Here is a 22,163-nt window from a genome sequence, read left to right as displayed (position 1 = left end):
TACTTTTTTGATTGTTCGAGCGTTTTTTGTTCAAAACACCCCATTTTCACTAGTATTCCCCTTAATTAAGGGCTTAAGGTGCCTATATAAAGGAGGATTTATGAGTTCAATACGCAGTTATAAAGGAATATCCCCTCAGATTGGGCAAGGTGTCTATATAGATACAAGTTCGGTACTGGTTGGTGATATCAAAATCGGTAACGACTCTAGCGTGTGGCCTTTGGTTGCAGCTCGAGGGGATGTGAACCACATTCATATTGGAGAGAGAACGAATATCCAAGATGGTAGTGTCTTGCACGTCACCCATAAGAATGCAGAAAACCCTGAGGGTTACCCTCTATTAATAGGTGATGATGTCACTATCGGACATAAAGTAATGCTGCATGGCTGCACGATTGAAGATCGTGTACTTGTTGGCATGGGAGCTATCGTGTTGGATGGCGTGATTATCAAACAAGAAGTGATGATTGGTGCTGGTAGCTTAGTGCCGCCTAATAAGGTACTTGAAAGCGGTTATCTCTATGTAGGAAGCCCAGTAAAACAAGCACGCCCATTAAATGATAAAGAGCGTGCCTTTTTACAGAAGTCAGCTGACAACTATGTTCAGAATAAAAACGACTATCTAGACTCTGCACTTCCAGTCTAAAGCGCTTTGATCTGAATCCGATTAGAGGAGTCATACTCCTCTTCTTCTATTAACTCTTCCGCTAGCTCTTCAATATCGAAACGTAACTCTGAAAAGATAACTAAAGCTTGATCGCCTTCTTCTATATCTCTTCCTGCCAATTGTGATAATTCCTCAATAGACATGACACATTCAATCAATGCGCCCGACTGTTGTGCTGGGAACGTGATTGTTCGGCTCTCTTCATCCCAATCTTGGATATCAGGAAATAGAATTGATTGATTCATTTTTTATAAACACCCCATTACATCTCTAGATTTTTACGTAATTCTCTTAAGATCTGTTTTGTTCCCGGACGAAGACCACGCCAAAGCATAAAGCTTTCTGCTGCCTGCCCCACTAGCATACCCAAACCATCATAAGCAGCATGAACACCATTATCTAATGCCCATTGATTGAATACCGTCGTTCCAGATCCATAAACCATGTCATAAACGGCGCTAGTAGAATTGAAAATCACCTCAGACACTTCAGGAAGCTGCCCGCTTAGACCAGATGAGGTAGAGTTAATAATGACATCAAAGCCTTCATTAACATCACTTAGCCCCATCCCCTTGATGTTGCCATGCGACGAAAACATCTCAGCCAGAAGTTCAGCCTTGGAGCTAGTTCGATTAGCGACCACCAGCTGTTGTGGCTTTTGGTCGAGAAGAGGTTGAATCACTCCTCTCGCAGCACCACCAGCGCCAAGAAGAAGAACACGTGCTCCTTTTAGCGTGACTTGATGTTGAAGCAGGTCTTGAACTAAACCCTCACCATCGGTGTTATCACCAATGACTTCTCCGTCATCTAACTTCTTAAGGGTATTTACGGCACCGGCCAGCTCAGCTCTCTCAGTTAGGCGATTGGCAAACTGATACGCATCTTCTTTAAAAGGTGCTGTGACGTTACATCCTCGACCACCTTCACTGAAAAAGGTTTTGGCCGCAGTGATAAATTCACCATGCTCTGGCTGTAATGCTGTATAGGTAAGTTGTTGGCTGGTTTGGCGAGCAAATAATGTGTGAATGAATGGCGATTTGCTTTGCCCAATAGGGTTACCGAAAACGGCATAACGATCTACTTGCTGTGTCATATCCTTACCTAACAGAAATAAAAAAGGGTCATCTATATAGATGACCCTATCACTATCCCTATAAGGAAGGAAGAACTACCAAACTCGAGGCTTTAGGTAGTCGCTATAAAGCAGAGCTTCTGGTGAACCCGCTTGTGGTTCGTAGCGGTATTCCCAGCGAGCCAATGGCGGCATCGACATCAATATAGACTCTGTACGACCACCGCTTTGTAGACCAAATAGGGTGCCACGGTCATACACTAAGTTAAATTCAACATAGCGACCACGACGATAAAGTTGGAAATCACGCTCGCGCTCACCATAAGGCGTCTCTTTGCGTCGTTCTACAATTGGTAAGTATGCGGCTGCGAAACCTTCACCGACCGCCTGCATATAAGCAAAGCTCTTTTCAAAGCCCCACTCGTTAAGATCATCAAAGAACAACCCACCCACACCACGTGTTTCATCTCTATGCGGAAGATAGAAGTACTTATCACACCACTCTTTGTGCTCTTGATAAACATCATCTCCAAATGGCGCACAAAGATCTTTGGCTGTTTGATGCCAAGATTGGCAATCTTCATCGACAGGATAAAATGGCGTTAAGTCAAAACCACCACCAAACCACCAAATTGGGTCTTCCCCTTCTTTTTCTGCTATGAAGAATCGAACGTTCGCGTGTGAGGTTGGGATATATGGGTTTTTAGGGTGGATAACTAATGAGACACCCATTGCCTCAAACTTGCGTCCGGCTAATTCAGGGCGATGAGCTGTAGCTGAGGCAGGCATAGCCTTACCCGCTACGTGAGAGAAGTTAACCCCACCTTGCTCAAATACCGCACCGTTGGTCATCACTCGAGTTCGACCACCACCACCAAGGCGCTCGCCAGGCTCACGCTGCCATGCATCTTCTTCAAACAGTGCTGTACCATCAGCTTGCTCAAGCTGCTGGCAAATCGAATCTTGTAGGCTCAGTAAAAACTGTTTTACTGCTTCTTTATCAATTGCTGACATCTTTCTTCCTCTGCAGGGTTTAACCCTGTCTTAATATTTTCGACGTTTTTGCATCTCTAATTTCGCTTGGCTTCTCACGGCCACCCGTTTGACCTTCTAAAATAGCCACCAAATGTTGGCCAAGTTGCAGCTGAACTTCTTCAGTTGTCATACAAGGCGGCTTGCCGGTCAGGTTAGCACTGGTAGAGGTTAACGGCTTACCAAACTCATTACACATTCTTTGAACCAGAGGGTGATCAGTCACTCGTACCGCGATGGAATCAAATTGACCACTTACCCAGTCAGTGACTTTGCTGCTGGTTGGCATGATCCAAGTGACTGGACCTGGCCATGTCACTTTCACTGTTGCCAACTGTTCTTCCGTCAATTGGCTTTCATCAATGTAAGGTAACAGTTGCTCGTAACTTGCAGCAATTAAGATCAACCCTTTCTCCATCGGTCGCTGTTTTAGATCGAGCAATTTCTTGATGGCTTGTGGATTATCGGGATCACAACCGACCCCAAAAACGCCTTCGGTCGGGTAAGCAATGACTTCACCTTGTTGTAATGCCTGCAATGTATGTTGAAAGTTATCCACGGGTGCCTCATTAATTCAGTTATCTAACTCACTAAGTGTACAAATTATCACTCACTGTGACTAAAGCTATTTGTTTATAAAATGTATCAATTAACAACTTAGACTGACGCAAACGTTTTCCTTAAGCAATTTTACCCGTATAATGCGCGCAAAATATCTAATCACTAATTAAATCGTACCTGAAGGAGTTTGAGATGACTGTCGGTATTATCATGGGTTCTAAATCTGATTGGCCAACAATGAAGCTAGCTGCAGAAATGTTGGATCAATTTGGCGTGGCGTACGAAACAAAAGTGGTTTCTGCTCACCGCACACCTCAGTTGCTAGCAGACTACGCAACCAGTGCGAAAGAGCGCGGTATTAAAGTGATTATTGCTGGTGCTGGCGGCGCAGCACACCTACCGGGCATGGCGGCTGCTTTCACAAGCGTACCTGTTCTTGGTGTTCCAGTTCAATCTAAAGCACTGAAAGGCATGGACTCTCTGCTTTCTATCGTGCAGATGCCAAAAGGTATCGCGGTAGGTACTTTGGCTATCGGTGAAGCTGGCGCTGCCAATGCAGGCATCCTAGCGGCTCAAATCATTGGTACACACAATGAAGAAGTAATGGCAAAAGTAGAAGCGTTCCGCTCTGAGCAAACAGAAACGGTTTTGGCTAATCCAAACCCTGCAGAGGACTAATTTCCATGCATGTTCTTGTGTTAGGCGCGGGCCAACTTGCTCGCATGATGTCCCTAGCTGGGGCACCGCTGAATATTGAAATTTCTGCTTTTGATGTTGGCAGCAAAAATATTGTTCACCCATTAACGCAAGCGATTCTGGGCAACGGCTTAGAAAATGCGATTGAGCGTGCGGACGTCATTACTGCTGAATTCGAACATATTCCTCACGATGTACTTGAGGTGTGTGAACGCAGCGGTAAGTTCTTACCGACAACAGAAGCAATTAAAGCCGGCGGTGACCGTCGTCTTGAAAAAGCCCTGTTAGACGAAGCAAATGTGAAAAATGCCAAATACTACGTGATTAACTCTCGCGAAGACTTTGACGCTGCGATCGCTCACGTTGGCTTACCAATGGTATTGAAGAGCACACTTGGCGGTTACGATGGTAAAGGTCAATGGCGCTTAAAGACATTAGACAATGTTGACGCGACTTGGACAGAAATGGCTGAGTGCATTGCCGCAACAGACAACCAAGCCATTGTGGCTGAAGAGTTTGTTCCGTTTGACCGCGAAGTATCACTGGTTGGTGCTCGTGGTACCAATGGCGAGATTCAAGTGTATCCACTGGCTGAGAATGTTCACACCGACGGCGTGTTGAGTTTATCAACAGCCATTGATGATATTGAACTGCAAGAGCAAGCGAAAGCCATGTTCACTGCCATTGCTGAGCGCTTAGATTACGTTGGCGTGCTAGCACTTGAGTTCTTTGATGTTCAAGGTTCACTGCTGGTTAATGAGATTGCACCACGTGTTCATAACTCTGGCCACTGGACGCAGCAAGGCGCTGAAACTTGTCAGTTTGAAAACCACCTGCGTGCCGTATGTGGTATGCCACTAGGCAGCACCAAACTGATTCGCCCAACCGCAATGATCAACATTCTTGGTGAAGATACCCTACCTGAAGCTATTCTGGCTCAAGGTGGCTGTCATGTTCATTGGTATGGCAAAGAGAAGCGTGCGGGTCGAAAGATGGGCCACATTAACGTGAGCGCTGACTACAACGCAGAGCTGCAAAGAGCGTTGTGCTCACTGGCAGACATTCTTGATAAGCAAGCCTACCCTGCTGTGCATGAGTTTGCTGAGCAGATGAAGTAAGCCTACATTGGCTTATTGATATAAAAAGTTCATTGGATATAGAAACGGCGCTCATTGAGCGCCGTTTTTTTATTTATGATCAGTCACTTACTGTGATTAGTATTACTGCTGAGATTGAATGTGGTGACACTTGCGATCAGCACATTGCTTCTTAGTGCCACTGGCCGTTTTCTTCTCCAGTAACAGTGGGAACTGGCACTCTTCACAGCGACCTATAACAGGTGGCTGATTAACGGCGAACTTACACTTAGGGTAGTTATCACACGCATAAAAAGTTTTACCATAGCGAGATTTACGCTCAACCAAGTGGCCTCGACCACACTCAGGGCAGGCAACAAGTGGCTGTTCTTCAGGTTGTTCTTTCGGTTGATCCAAAGATTCGATGTGATTACACGTTGGATAACTACTACAACCAATGAACATCCCAAAGCGACCCTGCCTTAATACCAATTCGTTTTGGCATTTAGGACACGGCACGCCTAGCTCTTTCACCACATGACCATCATTTTGATGAAGAGGCTTGATGTAATCACAGCTCGGATACTGCTTACAGCCTAAAAATGGCCCGTGCTTACCATGGCGAAGCTGAAGCTCTCCACCACACTGTGGACATGGTTCATGCTCTAACGCATGTTCATGTGCTGAAAAAAGCTGATTATCAATCTTACTACTCATGACAAGCCTGTATTAATGCAAGATACCTTGCTCTTTGGTGTACAACAGCTCTTCCATTTGCGTGTAAGCACTTTCATTACCCGGCACATTAAATAGCACCATTAAGATAATCCATTTCAGATCATCCAATTCAAATTCGTTGGTCTCAAGCCCCATCACACGATCAATCACCATTTCACGAATCTCTGTCGTGAGCACGTTGATCTGCTCAAGGAACAATAAGAAGCCTCGACACTCCATATTAATACGTGAAATCTCTCGACTGGTATAAACACGCATCGAGGTATTGGAGCACATAGTAATCGCCGCTTGGTTGTCGGTGTCTTGCAGTGCCGCAAGATCTTCTAACCAATGGAGGGCCTTATAAATATCATCTTGGTGAAACCCTGCGCGAAGAAGCTCATCTTCCAGCTCATCTTGATCCACCTGCAATTCAGAATCGCTATGGATGTAGGTTTCAAACAAGTACATCAGTATGTCCATCATCATAGCTAGCCTCTCCCCTTTCGAATATAGCCACCGGAAACTGCAACAACATGCCCTGAGAGCTCAAGCTCTAAAAGCTGCATCATGACCTCATGCACAGGTATATGGGTTCTCTGTGCCAAAATATCAACGGGTGTCGCCTCTAATCCTACGTTAGCTAACAGCTGTGGAAATGGCAATTGTTCATTTTCACTCTTGTTCGGCGTAGGTTCGAACAAACTGGGCTGCTGATCTATAGACCAGTCTAACAGACTCTTTATTTCAATTAGAACATCTTGAGCGCTCTGTACCAAACATGCTCCAGCTTTGATTAAACTGTTGCCCCCGCGACTGGTTGGGTTATGAATCGAACCGGGAAGCGCAAACACTTCGCGACCTTGCTCCATCGCATAACGCGCCGTAATCAGAGAACCGCTTTTCTCAGCCGCCTCAACGACGAGAGTCCCCAAAGACAACCCACTTATAATACGGTTACGGCGAGGGAAATGTTCAGGTCGTGGTTTAGCGCTTGGACGGAACTCTGAGATCAGCGCGCCATTCTCACAAATTCTATCCGCTAGATTTCGGTGACGTGCAGGGTAAATGGAGTCCAAGCCTGAGCCCAACACCGCAAAAGTTTCCCCTCCTTTATCTAAAGCACCATCATGAGCATAACCATCAATACCGAGCGCTAAGCCACTGGTGACAATCAAACCATTTTGCACGAATTCTTTAGCAAAGGACTTCGCGGTTTGCAGCCCTTCGAGACTGGCGTTGCGACTGCCAACCATAGCAATTTGAGGCTCAATCAGTTTTTCAAGATGACCTTTAACGAAAAGCACACTTGGTGCGGAGGCTGTCTCATTCAGCAGTTTGGGATAATGAGGGCAATTAGGGGTAATGATGTGATGGTTGGACTGCCTTGCTAGCCACGCTAAGCAAGCCTCCACTTCTCTAGGAGCTTGCTGTCTTAAGTAGGAGATCTGCTTAGCAGACAAACCAATCGCTTGCAGCTGCTGGCTGGAGTAGCCAACAATATTCGATGGGGAATCAACACTCAGCAAACGAGAAAGACGCTTACCACCCAGTTGCGGAACAAAGCTCAGCGAGAGCCAAGCCATCAGTTGTTGCTCATTCACTCGGTGCCCTTAACCTCTTCCGTCAACGCAAGGTCTAAAGGCGATACCGCAAGAATGTCATTACTGACCGGCTTGGAGCTTTGAGTGATCAACGCCAAGCTAAAATACTCGTAAGGGCGAATAACCATCAAGCTGCCCAGCGAGGTACTTGGCAATTGCACCTTATCGCTCGCGGCAGACTCTTTGTAGCTGTATTCACCTTGCTTACCAAACACCACAGCCCCGCTCTCGCTAAGAGTGAACATAGAGCCTTGGCGAAGGTTGTCCTGTGAGCCTTTATTAATAACGACGACCTGATTCTTTGCGCTGTATTGGCTGCCATCCAATGAACCCAGTATATTAGCAAACTGACCAGCCGCACTAGGCGCTGGATAAAATGTGGTTGAGAGCTTCACCTGATCAACACCAAGCTCTGGCAACACGAGATCGTTAAGCAGCACCTCTTGCAGCTGAGTCTCTATCTGCAAGCTACTGAACTCCGCGTCCACTTCTTTTAAGCGTGCCGTGGCGACCAAACGCAACGAGGTCATACTCGCTTGAGGTTGCTGTCGCTGATAGGTTTCAACGGCGCGGTAGATACCCCACTTTTGATGTTGTTGGTTGCCCGAGATAAATAACCGGTCTTCACCCGATAAGAATCTCTTTCCATCACTCGTCCCTAACACTCGTTGAGCCGATTTAATATCTTGCAGTTCAACCAAGCGATCAGATTGTAGGTAAGGAAGAACCAATCCTTCATTGACGGTTGGCACCGCTTTCTTCGCCGAGACACGAATCTTTGGGCTCAGCTTGATAACCGGTTTAAGACTCAATACCGGCTCACCATTAATCCAAACCAGAGACAGTTTATCTCCGGGATATATAAGATGAGGGTTTTCTATCTCAGGGTTTACCTGCCATAACCTTGGCCACAACCACGAACTATCAAGATACATCGCAGATATATCCCATAAGGTATCGCCCTTTACCACCACATACGCCTCAGGTGCGCCCTGCTTAATGGTTAAAGGTTGAGCGTTATTTTCAGCCGTCGCGGCGAACGAAAGCGAGGCACAAACAAGAGAAAAAATGGGAGAAAAATGACGCATGACCTAGGTTCCTTGGTCTGAATATATGACATCTGATTTGAGAATTACCTTCAGGATGCTGTCATTTGACCTCTAAAATGTCTAGAATTGAGCCAACAAGGTTTAAGCTGTTTCGGCACAGTTCAATATTTCGAGTGTATATGTCTGTATTACAAGTATTAACATTACCAGATGATCGTCTACGTACCGTGGCGAAACCGGTAAAAGAAGTTACCCCAGAGATTCAAAAGTTCGTTGATGACATGATTGAAACCATGTACGACGAAGAAGGTATCGGCCTTGCGGCAACGCAAGTAGATTTCCACCAACGCATCGTTGTTATCGATATTTCAGAAACACGTGATGAGCCAATGGTGCTTATCAACCCTGAAATTACTGAGAAACGCGGCGAAGATGGAATCGAAGAAGGCTGCCTATCTGTACCAGGCGCTCGAGCTCTAGTACCTCGCGCTGCAGAAGTAACGGTTAAAGCATTAGACCGTGACGGCAACGAATTCACATTCGACGCTGACGACCTTCTGGCTATCTGTGTTCAGCACGAACTTGACCACCTAGAAGGCAAGTTGTTTGTTGATTACCTATCGCCACTAAAGCGTAAACGTATCCAAGATAAGCTAGCGAAGATCAAACGTTTCAACGAGAAACAAGGTTAATAACCGCTGCTATTACTAAATTAGAAGGAAGCCTACCTTGAGTCAGTCTTTAAGAATTGTCTTTGCAGGTACTCCGGATTTCGCCGCCCGTCACTTGGCGGCGTTGTTGTCTTCGGAGCATGAAGTTGTTGCTGTTTACACACAGCCAGATCGCCCAGCTGGCCGCGGTAAAAAACTCACTGCGAGCCCAGTAAAAAACATCGCACTTGAAAACAATATTCCGGTTTACCAACCAGAAAACTTCAAGTCAGATGAGGCCAAGCAAGAGCTAGCTGAATTGAACGCTGACATCATGGTTGTTGTCGCTTACGGCTTATTGCTTCCACAGGTTGTATTAGATACGCCTCGCTTGGGTTGTATCAACGTACATGGCTCTATCCTACCGCGCTGGCGTGGTGCTGCTCCGATTCAACGCTCTATTTGGGCCGGTGATAAAGAGACAGGCGTGACGATCATGCAGATGGATATCGGCCTAGATACTGGCGACATGCTAAGCATCGCAACGCTGCCTATCGAAGCGACAGATACTAGCGCATCAATGTACGAGAAATTAGCGGGCCTTGGCCCTGGTGCGCTTGTTGAATGTCTAGCGGACATCGCTTCTAGCAAAGCAGTTGCAGAAAAGCAAGACGATGAGCTTGCGAACTACGCGAAGAAGCTAAGCAAAGAAGAAGCGCGTATCAACTGGAGTGATGAAGCTGCGCATATTGAGCGCTGCGTTCGTGCCTTCAACCCATGGCCAATGAGCCACTTTGAAGCTGCTGAGAACAGCATCAAAGTATGGCAAAGCCGTGTGGCAGAGCAAACTTCTGATAAGCCTGCAGGTACCATTCTGCAAGCGGATAAAACTGGTATCTATGTAGCGACAGGGCAAGGCGTACTTGTTCTTGAACAACTGCAAGTTCCAGGTAAAAAAGCCATGTCAGTTCAGGACATCTTGAACTCACGTGCAAGCTGGTTTGAAGTTGGTACACAACTTTCTTAATCCGCTTTTAAAGCTGCTAATTACGCAGCTTAGAAAACCTTTACGAGGGCAGAGATACCCTCATGTATTCAAATAAATATTCGGTACCCCTCATGAATGTTCGCGCTGCTGCTGCAAATGTCCTATTCCAAGTTGTCGATAAAGGCCACTCTCTTTCACACGCTCTCCCTGCGGCTCAAAAAACGATCCGTCCACGAGACCATGCTCTACTGCAAGAGATTTGCTACGGCGCACTTCGTTACCTGCCTCGTTTAGAGTCAATCGCTAACGAACTGATGGAAAACCCGCTTAAAGGTAAGAAGCGTGTATTCCACCACCTAATCTTGGTGGGCATTTACCAACTAAGCTTCATGCGTATCCCTTCGCACGCCGCGGTTGCTGAAACGGTTGAGGGCACTAAAACACTGCGTGGTCCAAGCCTGAGTGGTTTGATCAACGCTGTACTACGTAGCTACCTACGTGACCAAGAAGAACTAGACGAGAAAGCCGTTAGCCACAATGCAGGCAAATACGGCCATCCAAGCTGGATTCTAAAAATGCTTCAAGAGAGCTACCCAGATCAATGGGAGCAACTGGTTGAAGCAAACAACAGCAAGGCACCAATGTGGCTGCGCGTTAACCGCCAACACCACACTCGTGACGAGTATGTTGAACTGCTTAAAAACGAAAACATTGAATACACATTGCACCCAGAAGCAGCCGATGCCATAAAATTAGCTGCACCTTGTGATGTTACTTTGCTTCCTGGCTTCGACAGAGGTTGGGTATCAGTGCAAGACGCTGCCGCTCAGCTTTCGGTTGATTACCTAACACCAAAAGATGGTGAGCTGATCTTAGATTGTTGTGCTGCACCAGGTGGTAAAACGGCACACATTCTTGAGCACACTCAAAACACTGAAGTGGTTGCGATTGACTGCGACATCAAACGTCTAGATCGTGTTTACGATAACCTTGAGCGTCTGCAACTGCGTGCCGACGTAATTTGTGGTGATGCTCGCTACCCTGAAGAGTGGTGGATGGGTGATAAGTTCGACCGTATCCTACTTGATGCACCTTGTTCAGCGACAGGCGTAATTCGCCGTCACCCTGACATCAAGTGGCTACGTCGTGCATCTGACATTGATGCGCTGGCTGAACTGCAAAGCGAAATTATGGATGCAATGTGGCGTCAGCTGAAAGTAGGCGGCACCATGGTTTATGCGACATGTTCTATCACGCCACAAGAAAACGTGCTGCAAGTGAAAGCATTCCTAGCACGTACAGAGAACGCAACGCTGGTTGGGTCTGATATCGAAAATCCGGGTCGTCAAATACTACCTGGAGAAGAAGATATGGATGGCTTCTACTACGCAGTTCTAGTAAAACAGGCATAACAACTAACAGCGGCTAAGAATTTATTTCTTAGCCGCTGTTTCTTTCTAGTGCATTATCAAAATAAAGTTAGATAACTAGAATTACCACGGTAAAGAAAAGAGAAAGGCTATGAAGATCATTATCCTAGGTGCTGGACAAGTTGGCGGTACCCTTGCTGAAAACCTGGTTGGTGAAAACAACGACATCACCATTGTCGACCGTAATGCTGACCGACTTCGTGAACTTCAGGATAAGTACGACCTTAGGGTTGTAAACGGTTATGCCAGCCACCCAAACACACTACGTGAAGCGGGTGCGCAAGATGCCGACATGTTGGTTGCTGTAACTAACATGGATGAAACCAACATGGCTGCGTGTCAGGTTGCTTTCTCTCTTTTCAATACGCCGAACCGAATTGCTCGTATTCGTTCTCCTCAATACCTAGAAGAGAAAGAAGCGCTATTCAAATCAGGAGCTATCCCAGTCGATCACCTGATCGCACCCGAAGAGCTAGTGACCAGCTACATCGAACGCCTGATTCAATACCCAGGTGCACTGCAGGTTGTGAGCTTTGCTGAACAGAAGGTTAGCTTAGTCGCAGTAAAAGCCTACTACGGTGGTCCATTGGTCGGTAATGCACTGTCTGCTTTGCGTGAGCACATGCCGCACATCGATACTCGTGTTGCTGCTATTTTCCGTCAAGGTCGCCCTATTCGCCCACAAGGCACCACCATCATTGAAGCCGATGATGAAGTGTTCTTCGTCGCAGCGAGTAACCACATCCGCTCAGTAATGAGTGAGCTACAGCGCCTAGAGAAACCGTACCGCCGCATCATGATTGTCGGTGGTGGTAACATTGGTGCAAGCTTGGCAAAACGCCTTGAACAGAGCTACAGCATCAAACTTATTGAGCGCAGTTACACTCGTGCCGAGAAGTTGTCTGAAGAATTAGAAAACACCATCGTCTTCTGTGGTGATGCCGCAGACCAAGAGCTGCTGACCGAAGAGAACATCGATCAAGTGGACGTGTTCATTGCCCTAACCAATGAAGATGAAACCAACATTATGTCAGCCATGCTGGCGAAGCGAATGGGTGCCAAGAAGGTAATGGTACTGATTCAGCGCGGTGCTTACGTCGACCTTGTTCAGGGTGGTGTGATTGATATTGCTATCTCGCCACAGCAAGCGACCATTTCTGCGCTGCTTACTCACGTTCGTCGTGCTGATATCGTAAACGTATCCTCTCTACGCCGCGGCGCTGCAGAGGCGATCGAAGCCATTGCTCACGGTGACGAAACCACATCTAAAGTGGTTGGCCGAGCGATTGGCGACATCAAACTACCACCGGGCACCACTATTGGTGCGATTGTTCGCGGAGAAGAAGTACTTATCGCGCACGATAGAACCGTAATCGAACAAGATGACCACGTAGTGATGTTCCTAGTGGACAAGAAATACGTACCAGATGTTGAGTCTCTATTCCAACCGAGCCCGTTCTTCTTATAGCCTTGTTCTCGTAAGCTTGTTCTCACAACCTTCTTCTTGTGAGAACGATGCTCCGGCTCAAAGCGATGGTCTATTAAGCTATGGTCAACTTTCGTCCGATATTATTAGTGATAGGGTTAGTGTTATCAAAACTCGCCCTTTTCATGTACATCCCTACATTGGTTGCCTTTTTCACAGGCACCGGTGGCTTCCTCGAGTTTGGTCAATCGGTAGTGATCACGCACATAGTGGCGTTCATCTGCTTGAGTTTAGGCCGCTCCGCAAAGTTCCGACTTGGGGTGCGGGACATGTTCCTAATCACCTCTCTGGTATGGACGATAGCCAGTGCCTTTGCTGCACTGCCGTTTGTCTTCATCAACCACATCAGCTTCACTGACGCCTATTTTGAAACCATGTCTGGTATCACCACGACAGGATCAACCGTATTAAGCGGCTTAGACAGCATGGCACCAAGCATTCTGTTGTGGCGTTCTATACTGCAATGGTTAGGTGGCATCGGCTTCATCGTTATGGCGGTAGCGGTTTTGCCAATGCTCAACGTCGGTGGTATGCGACTGTTCCAAACCGAATCATCCGACTGGTCAGATAAAAGCAGCCCACGAGCGAAAACGGTCGCCAAGAACATCGTGGCGGTTTATCTGGTTCTGACTGGCTTGTGCATCATTAGCTATCTGTTTGCAGGCATGGGCATCTTTGACGCGATCAATCATGCCTTCACAACACTGTCTACGGGTGGTTACTCAACGTCAGATGGCTCAATGAACCACTTCTCTAACAGTGCTCACTGGGTGGGAACCCTGTTCATGTTCCTTGGCGGTCTACCATTCCTACTGTTTGTTAGCGCACTGCGTGGCAGAAAACTCTCAATCCTCTACAAAGACGCGCAAGTGAGAGGCTTCACCTATCTATTCCTAGTCACCAGTGCCGTGATCTCGACATGGCTGGTGGTTAGAGATGGCTACACAGTTATGGATGCGATGCGTGTTTCGATGTTCAACATTGTGTCAGTCGTAACCACAACCGGTTTTGGCTTAGAAGACTTCACCGCGTGGGGCGCACTACCAACGACCTTGTTTGCGTTTCTAATGATGGCGGGCGCGTGCTCAGGTTCAACCTCTGGCGGTATCAAAATCTTCCGCTTCCAGATCGCGATGACCATGCTCCACAAACAAATGATGAAGCTGATTCACCCGTCGGGTGTGTTTGTTCAACGCTATAACCAAAGACCCGTCAATGACGACATTGTGCGTTCACTGGTCGCATTTGGTTTGATGTTCTTTATTACGATTATCTTAATTGCAGGTGGCTTGAGCGCAATGGGGCTTGATCCCGTGACCAGTATATCTGGCGCTATCACAGCCGTTGCCAACGTTGGTCCAGGCATGGGCAGCGTGATCGGTCCAACCGGGAACTTTGCTCCACTGCCCGACGCCGCTAAATGGTTGCTAAGCTTAGGAATGCTGATGGGGCGACTTGAGATATTGACGCTCATTGTTCTATTTTTCCCAGCCTTTTGGCGACGCTAACCAAGCACAAAATCAAGGAAACACAGATGAAATCATACGTACTTCTCGCTGGCGCATTGCTCGCAAACTCAGTATTCGTAAGTTCTGCCTTTGCTGATCAAATGGTCACATTGCCTGATGGCAAACAAGTGTTACTCAAAGATGATTTTACTTGGCAATACGTGGCACCGAAGCAAACGGAAGCAGCAGCGACAACATCAGAGATCGCAGTGCCTGTTTCAGCAGCGCCTATTGCAGCAGCCCCTGTCGTAGCCGTACCTGTCGCAACGAACACGCGTGGCACTACGATTGTGGTTAATAGTAAGAAGCCAAGCTTACAGCTGTCTCAATCAGGAGTGGATGTTGTACTGGGTGCCAGTCGCTATGAAGATGGTGAGCTTATCATTCCGACAGCCATCACCAACCAAGGCACTCAAGCGGTCATTTTGGTATCACTTAACATCAGCGTATTTACTGCAGAAGGTGAGTTGTTGGCAGAAGAAGAAGTTGCAGTGTGGAAATCAATCAAACGAATGGCCGACACATACCTTCGACCAAAGACGGGTGAAGAAGGCAAGCTAATCATGATCGACCTAGAACAACACCCTGAATATCAGATTAAAGCTGAGATTACTGAGGTACTGGCTCGCTAAACCGGAGTCACGTACAAATAGATAGCGAAGAAATGGCAAGCGCAGCCCGCCAAAACAAACAAATGCCAGATGGCGTGGTTGTAAGGGATGCGTTTTGCCACATAGAAAATAACCCCCAACGAGTAGATCACGCCACCGAGCGCCAATAACACCAAGCCGCCTATCTCGATATTCATCGCCAGTTGATACACCACAATCAACGACAACCAGCCCATAGCTAAATAAATGAACAGCGATAGACGCTTAAATCGGTAGACGAAGGCAATCTTCATGATGATACCGACCAGCGCAATTCCCCAGATAACCGCCATCAAGCCCATCGCTAATGGGGTTCTTAAGCCAACCAATAAAAACGGCGTGTAGCTACCTGCGATGAGTAAGTAAATTGCACAGTGATCGAGGGTTTTCAATAAACGCTTGGTTTTTTCTGTGGTGATCGAGTGATAAAGCGTGGAAGCAAGAAAGAGCAGGATAATACTGCTGCCATAGATTGCCATACTGGCAACCGTCAACATGTCGGCTTGGTAATCAAACGCGCGAATCAGGAGCAAGATCAGACCAACCACGCCAAGCACGACACCCAAGCCATGGGTTATCGCATTAGCGCGTTCTTCGATGTCGCTGTATTCGCTAGCTGATGATGCAGACATGTGTATCCTACTAGAGTAAATGTTCAATTGACCTAGTATTGCACATTAAGCTTACACGTGTAAGCTTAAATTTTTATGACATTAATAACGCCTAAACTGTGTGATGAGGCTAGGCTCTCTAAAGCTAAAGAACCAAAGAGCTAACTAAGAGGCGCTATCTAGATACTCAAGCACCATCTTGCCGGCTTCTTCAGGTGAGGTATCCAATGGCACACTCAATTGACGCTGTAGCTGACCCACTCCCAATAAGCTCGCCAACATGCCTTTGGCACCGTCGCGATTACGGTCTATCTCAAACCACAACTTAAGCTCAGTTTCATCACGATGGGCAACAACCTCAAGCTCACGCCAACGGCCATGATAAGGACCCGTCGTCGGAACAAACTCGAACTCTTGTACAAATGGCAGTTCAAAGCCTTCTACCGCTTCACATTCCACTTGGCGAATGCGCAGCCCTTGAGCTTCAAGTTCGTTGAAAATACCATCGAGGAGTGCATCAGGGCGAACCGTTAAGATGTCTTTATCCGATGGATCAATCGCCATCGCAATATCGAGCCCGGTTTCTAGCCACACCTTTGAATCACCAATCGTGACTGGTGTATTCAGCGGGACATCAAACTCACATTCAAAATCACGGGTTTCACCCGGCTGAATAACAAAGGCATACGGCAGGCTCCATTTGGCCAACGAGTATGTCTGGTGCATTCGACGTGTTTGACCGCCCTCTTGCCTTTGCGAGTTCATGGTAACTTCTTTGACGTAACGACAGCACAAGTTGAGATCGATGTTGTCGATCTCTTGTGGCTGAGCGCCACCATAGACATGCACAATAATGCTCGCCTTCTTGCCTGGATAAAGCACTTCCTGTTGCAATACAGAATCCACCTTGGCAGATCCAATTCCAAAACTTGCTAACGTTTTCTTTAAGAACGACATATGCACCTCCTTTAAAGCATCATCTTAAGCCTGAAAGAGGTTCAAACTCAAATATACTGCTCACACTATTTTAGCTCTAATATCGTCTATTTATCACTCAGGCGTCGATCGATAACTTAGATAGTGATAATCTAAGCCTTGATATGCATGCATATCATTATCCTGATTTATTCTTCGGATTGGCGAAAGCCAGACGAGTGACGCTTCAAGCAATTGAGGTGGAGCTCATGGTAAATCAGGCCATTAGATTGGCAATGGATATGCCTGACCGTTAGGTAAATTAATGCGCCCAACAGCTGTCAGGTTCTCGCACACCAACCGTAGTGCGATGCGTCGTCGTAGTGGCTTTGTTGCTGCTCCAACGGCTAAGAAATTGGCTCCTACAATGACTCTAGTTGAGAAGACTGCTTTATTAGCACCGACTACAACAAAAGTGATTAAAGCCGCTTAACAAAAAGCGCAGTTTTTACTGCGCTTTTTTCTTGCCCGCTCCCATCTTGAAATGTGTTTACACATTGGTATTCCCTACCCGATTTGATACCTTAGCCACAAATCATTATAAAATTTGTGGAGAAATAAAGTATGAAGTGTCACCGCATTGAAGAACTGCTTGAACTGATGGAGCCTGAGTGGCAGAAAGATCAAGAGCTTAACCTATTAGAGTTCATCATTAAGCTATCAAAAGAAGCGGGCTACCAAGGCAAGCTTGAAGAACTGACTGACGATGTTCTTATCTACCACCTAAAAATGCGCAACAGCGAAAAAGATGAAATGATCCCGGGTCTGAAAAAAGACCAAGAAGATGATTTCAAAACCGCAATTCTAAAAGCGCGTGGCCTTCTTTAGTCGCCCGTTTGTTTAGAGCTCAATTGCCGTATAGATAAAACACTCAATTTTAAAAAGCGACCACTAGGTCGCTTTTTTGTTTCTGTTCGCTATTTTTTCGTCACAACTGTTATGACTTTTGTTGTTAAAGGTTGATAGCGTTAAAGAAATAAGAACAAGATTGTCGCTATAATCGCCATCCATAAGAATCTTCTAAAATAATAAGAGTGAGTGCGATAACAACAAATGCACCAAGCTCAATTTCAACAGGTTCTCTAAACCATACTTTCAAGTAATGTCGTCATGCCCGACTTAACCGGGCAAACAAGCCACAAAAAGGATAGTTCATGAGTCAGGATAAAATCGATATCAAAGATGTGACTCCTAAAACCTTTAACCCGAAAACACATAAAGGTAATGGAGATCGATTTAACCCAAGTAACCGAATCTATGTTCGAGAAAGCAAAGGTAAATTCCAACAACTGCGTCGTTATGGCGGTTGGTTCTTACTTTTACTTTTTGCGCTTATCCCATGGATTCCATTTGGTGAACGCCAAGCGATCTTGCTCGATATCGGCAGCCAACAGTTCAACTTTTTTGGCACCACCTTATACCCGCAAGATCTGACCCTACTCGCGATCCTATTTATGATTGCCGCGTTTGGCTTATTCTTCATAACCACCTTCTTAGGTCGTGTCTGGTGTGGCTATTTATGCCCGCAAACCGTCTGGACCTTCATGTACATCTGGTTCGAAGAGAAGCTAGAAGGTGCTGCCAATAAGCGAAGAAAACAAGACTCGGGCAAACTGACGAGCAATTTAATCCTCAGAAAAACCCTCAAACACATTGCGTGGTGGGCGATTGCCATTGCAACGGGCTTAACCTTTGTTGGTTACTTCATCCCAATCAAAGAATTAGTGGTTGGCTTCTTTACCTTTAACTCGTCTTTCTGGCCGGTGTTTTGGGTACTGTTCTTTGCTGGGTGTACTTATGCCAATGCGGGTTGGATGCGTTCAATTGTTTGTCTGCACATGTGCCCTTACGCCCGTTTCCAGTCGGCAATGTTCGATAAAGACACCTTCATTGTTGGTTACAACACAGAGCGTGGTGAGAGCCGTGGCCCTCGCTCTCGTAAAGCCGATCCAAAAGAGCTTGGTCTAGGCGACTGTATTGACTGTAACCTGTGTGTTCAAGTGTGCCCAACGGGGATTGATATCCGTGATGGCCTGCAATACGAGTGTATTAACTGCGGCGCGTGTATTGATGCCTGTGACAACACCATGGAGCGTATGGGCTACGAGAAAGGCCTGATCAATTACACTACCGAGCATAGACTTGAAGGTCACTCGACCAAGGTAATGCGTCCTAAGCTATTGGGCTATGGCGCCATCTTGATCGTGATGCTGGGCTTGTTCTTTGCCCAAATCGCGAGCGTTGATCCCGCTGGCCTAAGTGTTCTGCGTGACAGAAACCAGCTGTTTAGAGTCAATAACCAAGGGTTAGTTGAAAACACCTACACCTTGAAAGTGATCAACAAGACTCAACAAGAGCAAGAGTACAAACTCGATGTTAGCGGACTGCCCGATTCTATCTGGTATGGTAAACAGACGATTACTGTCGATCCAGGCGAGGTTTTGAACCTACCTATCAGTTTAGGCGCCGACCCAGAAAAACTGAGCTCACCAGTTTCGACAATTCAGTTTATACTCTCGGATAATGAAGAGTTTACGATGGAAGTCGAAAGCCGCTTTATCAAGAAGCTCTGATACCCGCACCGTAGTGCTTGGTATAACAACCCAATAAATGGAAAAAGGCTCAGTAATGAGCCTTTTTTATTCTATGACGATGCAAGCCTTTAACTTTGATAACCTGACTCCTGACTTCATGTGGTACGCACTGGAGAGCATCGGAGTTCGCGCTGAATCCGGGCTTCTCGCTCTCAACAGTTACGAAAACCGTGTCTATCAATTCACCGATGAAGACCGTAAGCGCTACGTCGTTAAGTTTTATCGCCCGCAACGCTGGAACAAAGCACAGATCCAAGAAGAACATGACTTCGCACTCGAGCTTATCGAGCAAGAGATGCCGGTTGCTCCTCCAATGCGAATCAACGGTGCAACCTTACATGAATATCAAGGCTACCTATTTGCCTTGTTTGAAAGTGTCGGTGGCAGACAGTATGAAGTGGATAACCTAGACCAACTGGAAGGCGTAGGGCGTTTTCTTGGTCGTATTCATAAAGCCAGCGCGGGAAGAACATTCCAACATCGCCCGACCATCAGCTTAGATGAATACCTTTATCAGCCACGTAAGATTCTAGAGAACTCTCAGTTCATCCCAACGCACCTAGAAAACGCGTTCTTCAATGACGTTGACCTTCTGATCAAAGAGCTAGAGAGCCAGTGGCCGAGCAACATTGAGAATATCCGCCTACATGGTGACTGCCACCCTGGCAATATCTTGTGGCGCGATGGACCAATGTTCGTCGACCTTGATGACGCTCGTAACGGCCCTGCGATACAAGATCTGTGGATGCTGCTTAATGGCGAACGCCAAGATAAGCTGATGCAACTGGATATTTTGCTCGAGAGTTACCAAGAATTTTGCGATTTTAATACCTCACAACTGAAACTAATCGAACCACTACGCGGTCTACGTATGGTGCATTACATGGCATGGTTGGCGAAACGATGGCACGATCCTGCGTTTCCTCTGGCCTTCCCGTGGTTTAATGATCCGAAATATTGGGAGCAACAAGTACTTGCTTGTAAAGAGCAAATTGCTACCCTGCAAGAGCCACCACTTTCGTTAATGCCTCAGTGGTAACAGCAATCGCAACATACAACTAGATAAAAATTCAAACATAATGGAGATTGGATAAATGAAAAAGCTATTCGCATTTTTCTCATTGATCATGTTGAGCCTTTCAGCTCACGCTGCGAAATTTAACGAAGGTGAACACTACAAAGTTCTCGACCTAGAAGCATCAAAAAAACCAATGGTGACAGAGTTCTTCTCTTTTTACTGCCCACACTGTAATAGCTTTGAGCCAATCATCCAGCAGCTAAAACAACAGCTACCTAAAGACGCTAAGCTACAGAAGAACCATGTTTCATTCATGGGTGGCAACATGGGCCTGCCAATGAGCAAAGCTTACGCGACGATGATTGCACTGAAAGTTGAAGACAAAATGGTACCAGTGATGTTTAACCGCATCCACACCATGAACAAGCCACCACGTGATGAAGAAGAGCTGCGTCAAATCTTCCTAGACGAAGGCGTTGATGCGAAGAAGTTCGATGCTGCGTATAACGGCTTTGCAGTAGATTCTATGGTTCGTCGCTTCGACAAAGCATTCAAAGACAGCGGCCTTTCAGGTGTACCCGCTGTTGTGGTTAACAACCGCTACCTAGTCGAAGCTCAAGGTATCAACTCTCTTGATGAGTACTTCGAGCTGGTGAACTTCTTATTAAAGAAGTAAGCCATTGATAAAAGGAAGCTTCGGCTTCCTTTTTTTTGCTTGTTCAAAAATCATCATTGATAAATAATTAACCTGGAAGTTTAAAGCTTTACTGCTATTAATAACCCGTCCTAAGAACCGGTGGGCAAGGAGCCCTTAAATGAAAATCAAAATAACTCTCTTGGCTTTGAGCGTTGCGGCTTCTCCCGCTTTTGCCAAACTTGCAGACCAACAAGGTTTCAGTGGTGAAATCTCTATCAATACCGGAGTTGCCTCTTCTACCTCAAACTTTAATACCGATGCTGATAGCAATCTTTCATCCATAGATCAGAAGGCTTCTTCAGAAAGCTCATTTCTTGTCGCCCCTTTAGGCAGTGTCGCTTACACCTTTGGTGAGAAGCTAAATCACCAGGTTTACACAGGTACCGCTCGTGATGACGTAGCTACGGGTACTGTTGTGCTAGAGGTTGGTTATAAATACCAGCTTGAGTCTGGCATGGTGATCGACGCTTCACTGCTTCCAACCATTATGTCGGGTGAAACTTGGGCCGATCCATACAACACCACATCAGCTCGCACCAAGACCGATGAAACTGGCAATGCGTTTCGTTTGAAGCTAAGCAACATTGCGGGCTCAGCTTTCTCGCTAGACATGGCCTATGCGACCAAAGATGTCGACAAGGATGATATTCAAGAGCAAGAGCTCAAACGAGATGCCAATACTCTCTACTTGAAAGGTCAATATCGCCTGCCACTCAGTCGTACCATGATGCTTATTCCATCCGTCATCTATCAAACACGTGATGCTGATGGTAAAGCTGAATCTTACGACCAATTCGGTGGTGAGGTAAGCTTGTTTGGTGGCATGGGGCGTCACCAGTACGCACTAACAGCGGGTTACAACCAACGCTCTTACGATGCGAGCAACCCGATCTACGACAAGAAACGCAGCGACGACAATATCAACCTATTCGCCGCCTATGAGTATGATCAATTCATGGATTGGGAAAACTGGTCGTTTATTTCACTAGCGGGCTACGGCACCAGCGACTCGAACATTACCTTCTACGACGAGTCTCAATATATCGTTTCAGTTGGCTTGAACTACAAGTTCTAACCTTAGC

25 protein-coding genes are annotated in these 22,163 nt (G+C 46.5%); 15 read left to right on the top strand and 10 right to left on the bottom strand.

Annotated elements, in window-relative coordinates; translation table 11 throughout:
• Positions 1–100: 100 nt before the first annotated feature.
• Positions 101–646, top strand: a complete 546-nt coding sequence (locus tag MSG38_RS22475; protein WP_248402646.1) for a gamma carbonic anhydrase family protein — start codon at positions 101–103, stop codon at positions 644–646.
• Here MSG38_RS22475 and MSG38_RS22470 read toward each other — a convergent pair.
• The 4 genes from MSG38_RS22470 to MSG38_RS22455 all read right to left on the bottom strand — a co-directional run bounded on the left by MSG38_RS22470 (position 643) and on the right by MSG38_RS22455 (position 3,330).
• Entirely contained in the window at positions 643–912 is a 270-nt protein-coding gene (locus MSG38_RS22470; protein WP_048611195.1) for a DUF1488 domain-containing protein, read from the bottom strand. The two genes, MSG38_RS22475 and MSG38_RS22470, sit on opposite strands and share 4 nt — an antisense overlap.
• A gap of 17 nt (positions 913–929) precedes the next feature.
• Positions 930–1,760, bottom strand: coding sequence for a shikimate dehydrogenase (gene aroE / locus MSG38_RS22465; protein WP_248402645.1), 831 nt, complete (start codon positions 1,758–1,760; stop codon positions 930–932).
• A 75-nt stretch (positions 1,761–1,835) separates the two neighbouring features.
• The gene (gene hemF, locus MSG38_RS22460) at positions 1,836–2,753 is read right to left on the bottom strand and encodes an oxygen-dependent coproporphyrinogen oxidase (RefSeq protein ID WP_248402644.1); all 918 of its coding nucleotides are present in this window, start codon (positions 2,751–2,753) and stop codon (positions 1,836–1,838) included.
• 19 nt (positions 2,754–2,772) lie between these two features.
• Positions 2,773–3,330: an L-threonylcarbamoyladenylate synthase gene (locus tag MSG38_RS22455; RefSeq protein WP_248402643.1), complete on the bottom strand. Its 558-nt coding sequence runs from the start codon at positions 3,328–3,330 to the stop codon at positions 2,773–2,775.
• Positions 3,331–3,524: 194 nt separating this feature from the next.
• On the opposite strand from MSG38_RS22455, the gene purE reads away from it, so the two are divergent.
• Both purE and MSG38_RS22445 read left to right on the top strand, forming a co-directional pair.
• A complete protein-coding gene (gene purE / locus MSG38_RS22450; RefSeq protein WP_004735777.1) occupies positions 3,525–4,010 on the top strand; it encodes a 5-(carboxyamino)imidazole ribonucleotide mutase in 486 nt (161 codons plus the stop codon).
• A gap of 5 nt (positions 4,011–4,015) precedes the next feature.
• The gene (locus tag MSG38_RS22445) at positions 4,016–5,146 is read left to right on the top strand and encodes a 5-(carboxyamino)imidazole ribonucleotide synthase (RefSeq protein WP_248402642.1); all 1,131 of its coding nucleotides are present in this window, start codon (positions 4,016–4,018) and stop codon (positions 5,144–5,146) included.
• A gap of 102 nt (positions 5,147–5,248) precedes the next feature.
• Here MSG38_RS22445 and MSG38_RS22440 read toward each other — a convergent pair whose 3' ends face one another.
• From MSG38_RS22440 to MSG38_RS22425, 4 genes are read right to left on the bottom strand one after another with little or no spacing between them, the layout of a single operon-like run.
• Entirely contained in the window at positions 5,249–5,821 is a 573-nt protein-coding gene (locus MSG38_RS22440) for a topoisomerase DNA-binding C4 zinc finger domain-containing protein (RefSeq protein ID WP_248402641.1), read from the bottom strand.
• A 12-nt stretch (positions 5,822–5,833) separates the two neighbouring features.
• Complete coding sequence (locus tag MSG38_RS22435) at positions 5,834–6,310, bottom strand: DUF494 family protein (protein ID WP_029235873.1); 477 nt, start codon at positions 6,308–6,310, stop codon at positions 5,834–5,836.
• A gap of 2 nt (positions 6,311–6,312) precedes the next feature.
• Positions 6,313–7,425, bottom strand: coding sequence for a DNA-processing protein DprA (gene dprA / locus MSG38_RS22430; protein WP_248402640.1), 1,113 nt, complete (start codon positions 7,423–7,425; stop codon positions 6,313–6,315).
• Positions 7,422–8,513, bottom strand: a complete 1,092-nt coding sequence (locus tag MSG38_RS22425; RefSeq protein ID WP_061039941.1) for a LysM peptidoglycan-binding domain-containing protein — start codon at positions 8,511–8,513, stop codon at positions 7,422–7,424. The genes dprA and MSG38_RS22425 overlap by 4 nt, the downstream gene beginning before the upstream one ends.
• 140 nt (positions 8,514–8,653) lie before the next feature.
• Between MSG38_RS22425 and def the strand changes: the two genes are divergently transcribed.
• The 6 genes from def (at position 8,654) to MSG38_RS22395 (ending at position 15,168) form a co-directional block, all read left to right on the top strand.
• A complete protein-coding gene (gene def / locus MSG38_RS22420; RefSeq protein ID WP_017058772.1) occupies positions 8,654–9,166 on the top strand; it encodes a peptide deformylase in 513 nt (170 codons plus the stop codon).
• 37 nt (positions 9,167–9,203) lie between these two features.
• On the top strand, positions 9,204–10,151 hold the full coding sequence (fmt, locus tag MSG38_RS22415) for a methionyl-tRNA formyltransferase (RefSeq protein ID WP_248402639.1): 948 nt from the start codon (positions 9,204–9,206) through the stop codon (positions 10,149–10,151).
• Between the two features lie 92 nt (positions 10,152–10,243).
• Complete coding sequence (gene rsmB / locus MSG38_RS22410; protein WP_248402638.1) at positions 10,244–11,524, top strand: 16S rRNA (cytosine(967)-C(5))-methyltransferase RsmB; 1,281 nt, start codon at positions 10,244–10,246, stop codon at positions 11,522–11,524.
• 109 nt (positions 11,525–11,633) lie between these two features.
• The gene (trkA, locus tag MSG38_RS22405; RefSeq protein WP_004735766.1) at positions 11,634–13,010 is read left to right on the top strand and encodes a Trk system potassium transporter TrkA; all 1,377 of its coding nucleotides are present in this window, start codon (positions 11,634–11,636) and stop codon (positions 13,008–13,010) included.
• A gap of 80 nt (positions 13,011–13,090) precedes the next feature.
• On the top strand, positions 13,091–14,536 hold the full coding sequence (locus tag MSG38_RS22400; protein ID WP_017077319.1) for a TrkH family potassium uptake protein: 1,446 nt from the start codon (positions 13,091–13,093) through the stop codon (positions 14,534–14,536).
• A gap of 26 nt (positions 14,537–14,562) precedes the next feature.
• A complete protein-coding gene (locus MSG38_RS22395; RefSeq protein WP_248402637.1) occupies positions 14,563–15,168 on the top strand; it encodes a DUF3157 family protein in 606 nt (201 codons plus the stop codon).
• Here the strand turns inward: MSG38_RS22395 and MSG38_RS22390 are convergent.
• Together MSG38_RS22390 and MSG38_RS22385 are read right to left on the bottom strand one after the other, a co-directional pair.
• Positions 15,165–15,818 (bottom strand): hemolysin III family protein, encoded by a 654-nt coding sequence (locus MSG38_RS22390; RefSeq protein ID WP_086971960.1) that lies wholly within the window; start codon positions 15,816–15,818, stop codon positions 15,165–15,167. The two genes, MSG38_RS22395 and MSG38_RS22390, sit on opposite strands and share 4 nt — an antisense overlap.
• A gap of 144 nt (positions 15,819–15,962) precedes the next feature.
• Positions 15,963–16,754 carry a sporulation protein gene (locus MSG38_RS22385; RefSeq protein WP_048610874.1) on the bottom strand — a complete coding sequence of 264 codons (792 nt, stop codon included), beginning with the start codon at positions 16,752–16,754 and terminating at the stop codon, positions 15,963–15,965.
• A gap of 283 nt (positions 16,755–17,037) precedes the next feature.
• On the opposite strand from MSG38_RS22385, the gene MSG38_RS22380 reads away from it, so the two are divergent.
• From MSG38_RS22380 to MSG38_RS22355, 6 genes are all read left to right on the top strand, one after another.
• The gene (locus tag MSG38_RS22380) at positions 17,038–17,205 is read left to right on the top strand and encodes a hypothetical protein (protein WP_004739323.1); all 168 of its coding nucleotides are present in this window, start codon (positions 17,038–17,040) and stop codon (positions 17,203–17,205) included.
• Positions 17,206–17,336: 131 nt separating this feature from the next.
• Positions 17,337–17,600, top strand: coding sequence for a YihD family protein (locus MSG38_RS22375; protein ID WP_009848104.1), 264 nt, complete (start codon positions 17,337–17,339; stop codon positions 17,598–17,600).
• Positions 17,601–17,926: 326 nt separating this feature from the next.
• On the top strand, positions 17,927–19,345 hold the full coding sequence (gene ccoG, locus MSG38_RS22370) for a cytochrome c oxidase accessory protein CcoG (RefSeq protein WP_065584151.1): 1,419 nt from the start codon (positions 17,927–17,929) through the stop codon (positions 19,343–19,345).
• A 73-nt stretch (positions 19,346–19,418) separates the two neighbouring features.
• On the top strand, positions 19,419–20,405 hold the full coding sequence (locus MSG38_RS22365; RefSeq protein WP_248402647.1) for a serine/threonine protein kinase: 987 nt from the start codon (positions 19,419–19,421) through the stop codon (positions 20,403–20,405).
• Between the two features lie 55 nt (positions 20,406–20,460).
• Positions 20,461–21,060, top strand: coding sequence for a thiol:disulfide interchange protein DsbA/DsbL (locus MSG38_RS22360; protein WP_048610871.1), 600 nt, complete (start codon positions 20,461–20,463; stop codon positions 21,058–21,060).
• Between the two features lie 139 nt (positions 21,061–21,199).
• Positions 21,200–22,156, top strand: a complete 957-nt coding sequence (locus MSG38_RS22355; protein WP_059022100.1) for a DUF2860 domain-containing protein — start codon at positions 21,200–21,202, stop codon at positions 22,154–22,156.
• The last annotated feature ends 7 nt before the right edge of the window (positions 22,157–22,163 follow it).

Source organism: Vibrio sp. 1CM24A, from assembly GCF_023161725.1.
Taxonomy (GTDB): Bacteria; Pseudomonadota; Gammaproteobacteria; order Enterobacterales; family Vibrionaceae; genus Vibrio; species Vibrio coralliirubri.
This window is presented reverse-complemented; position numbering and strand designations above follow the sequence as displayed.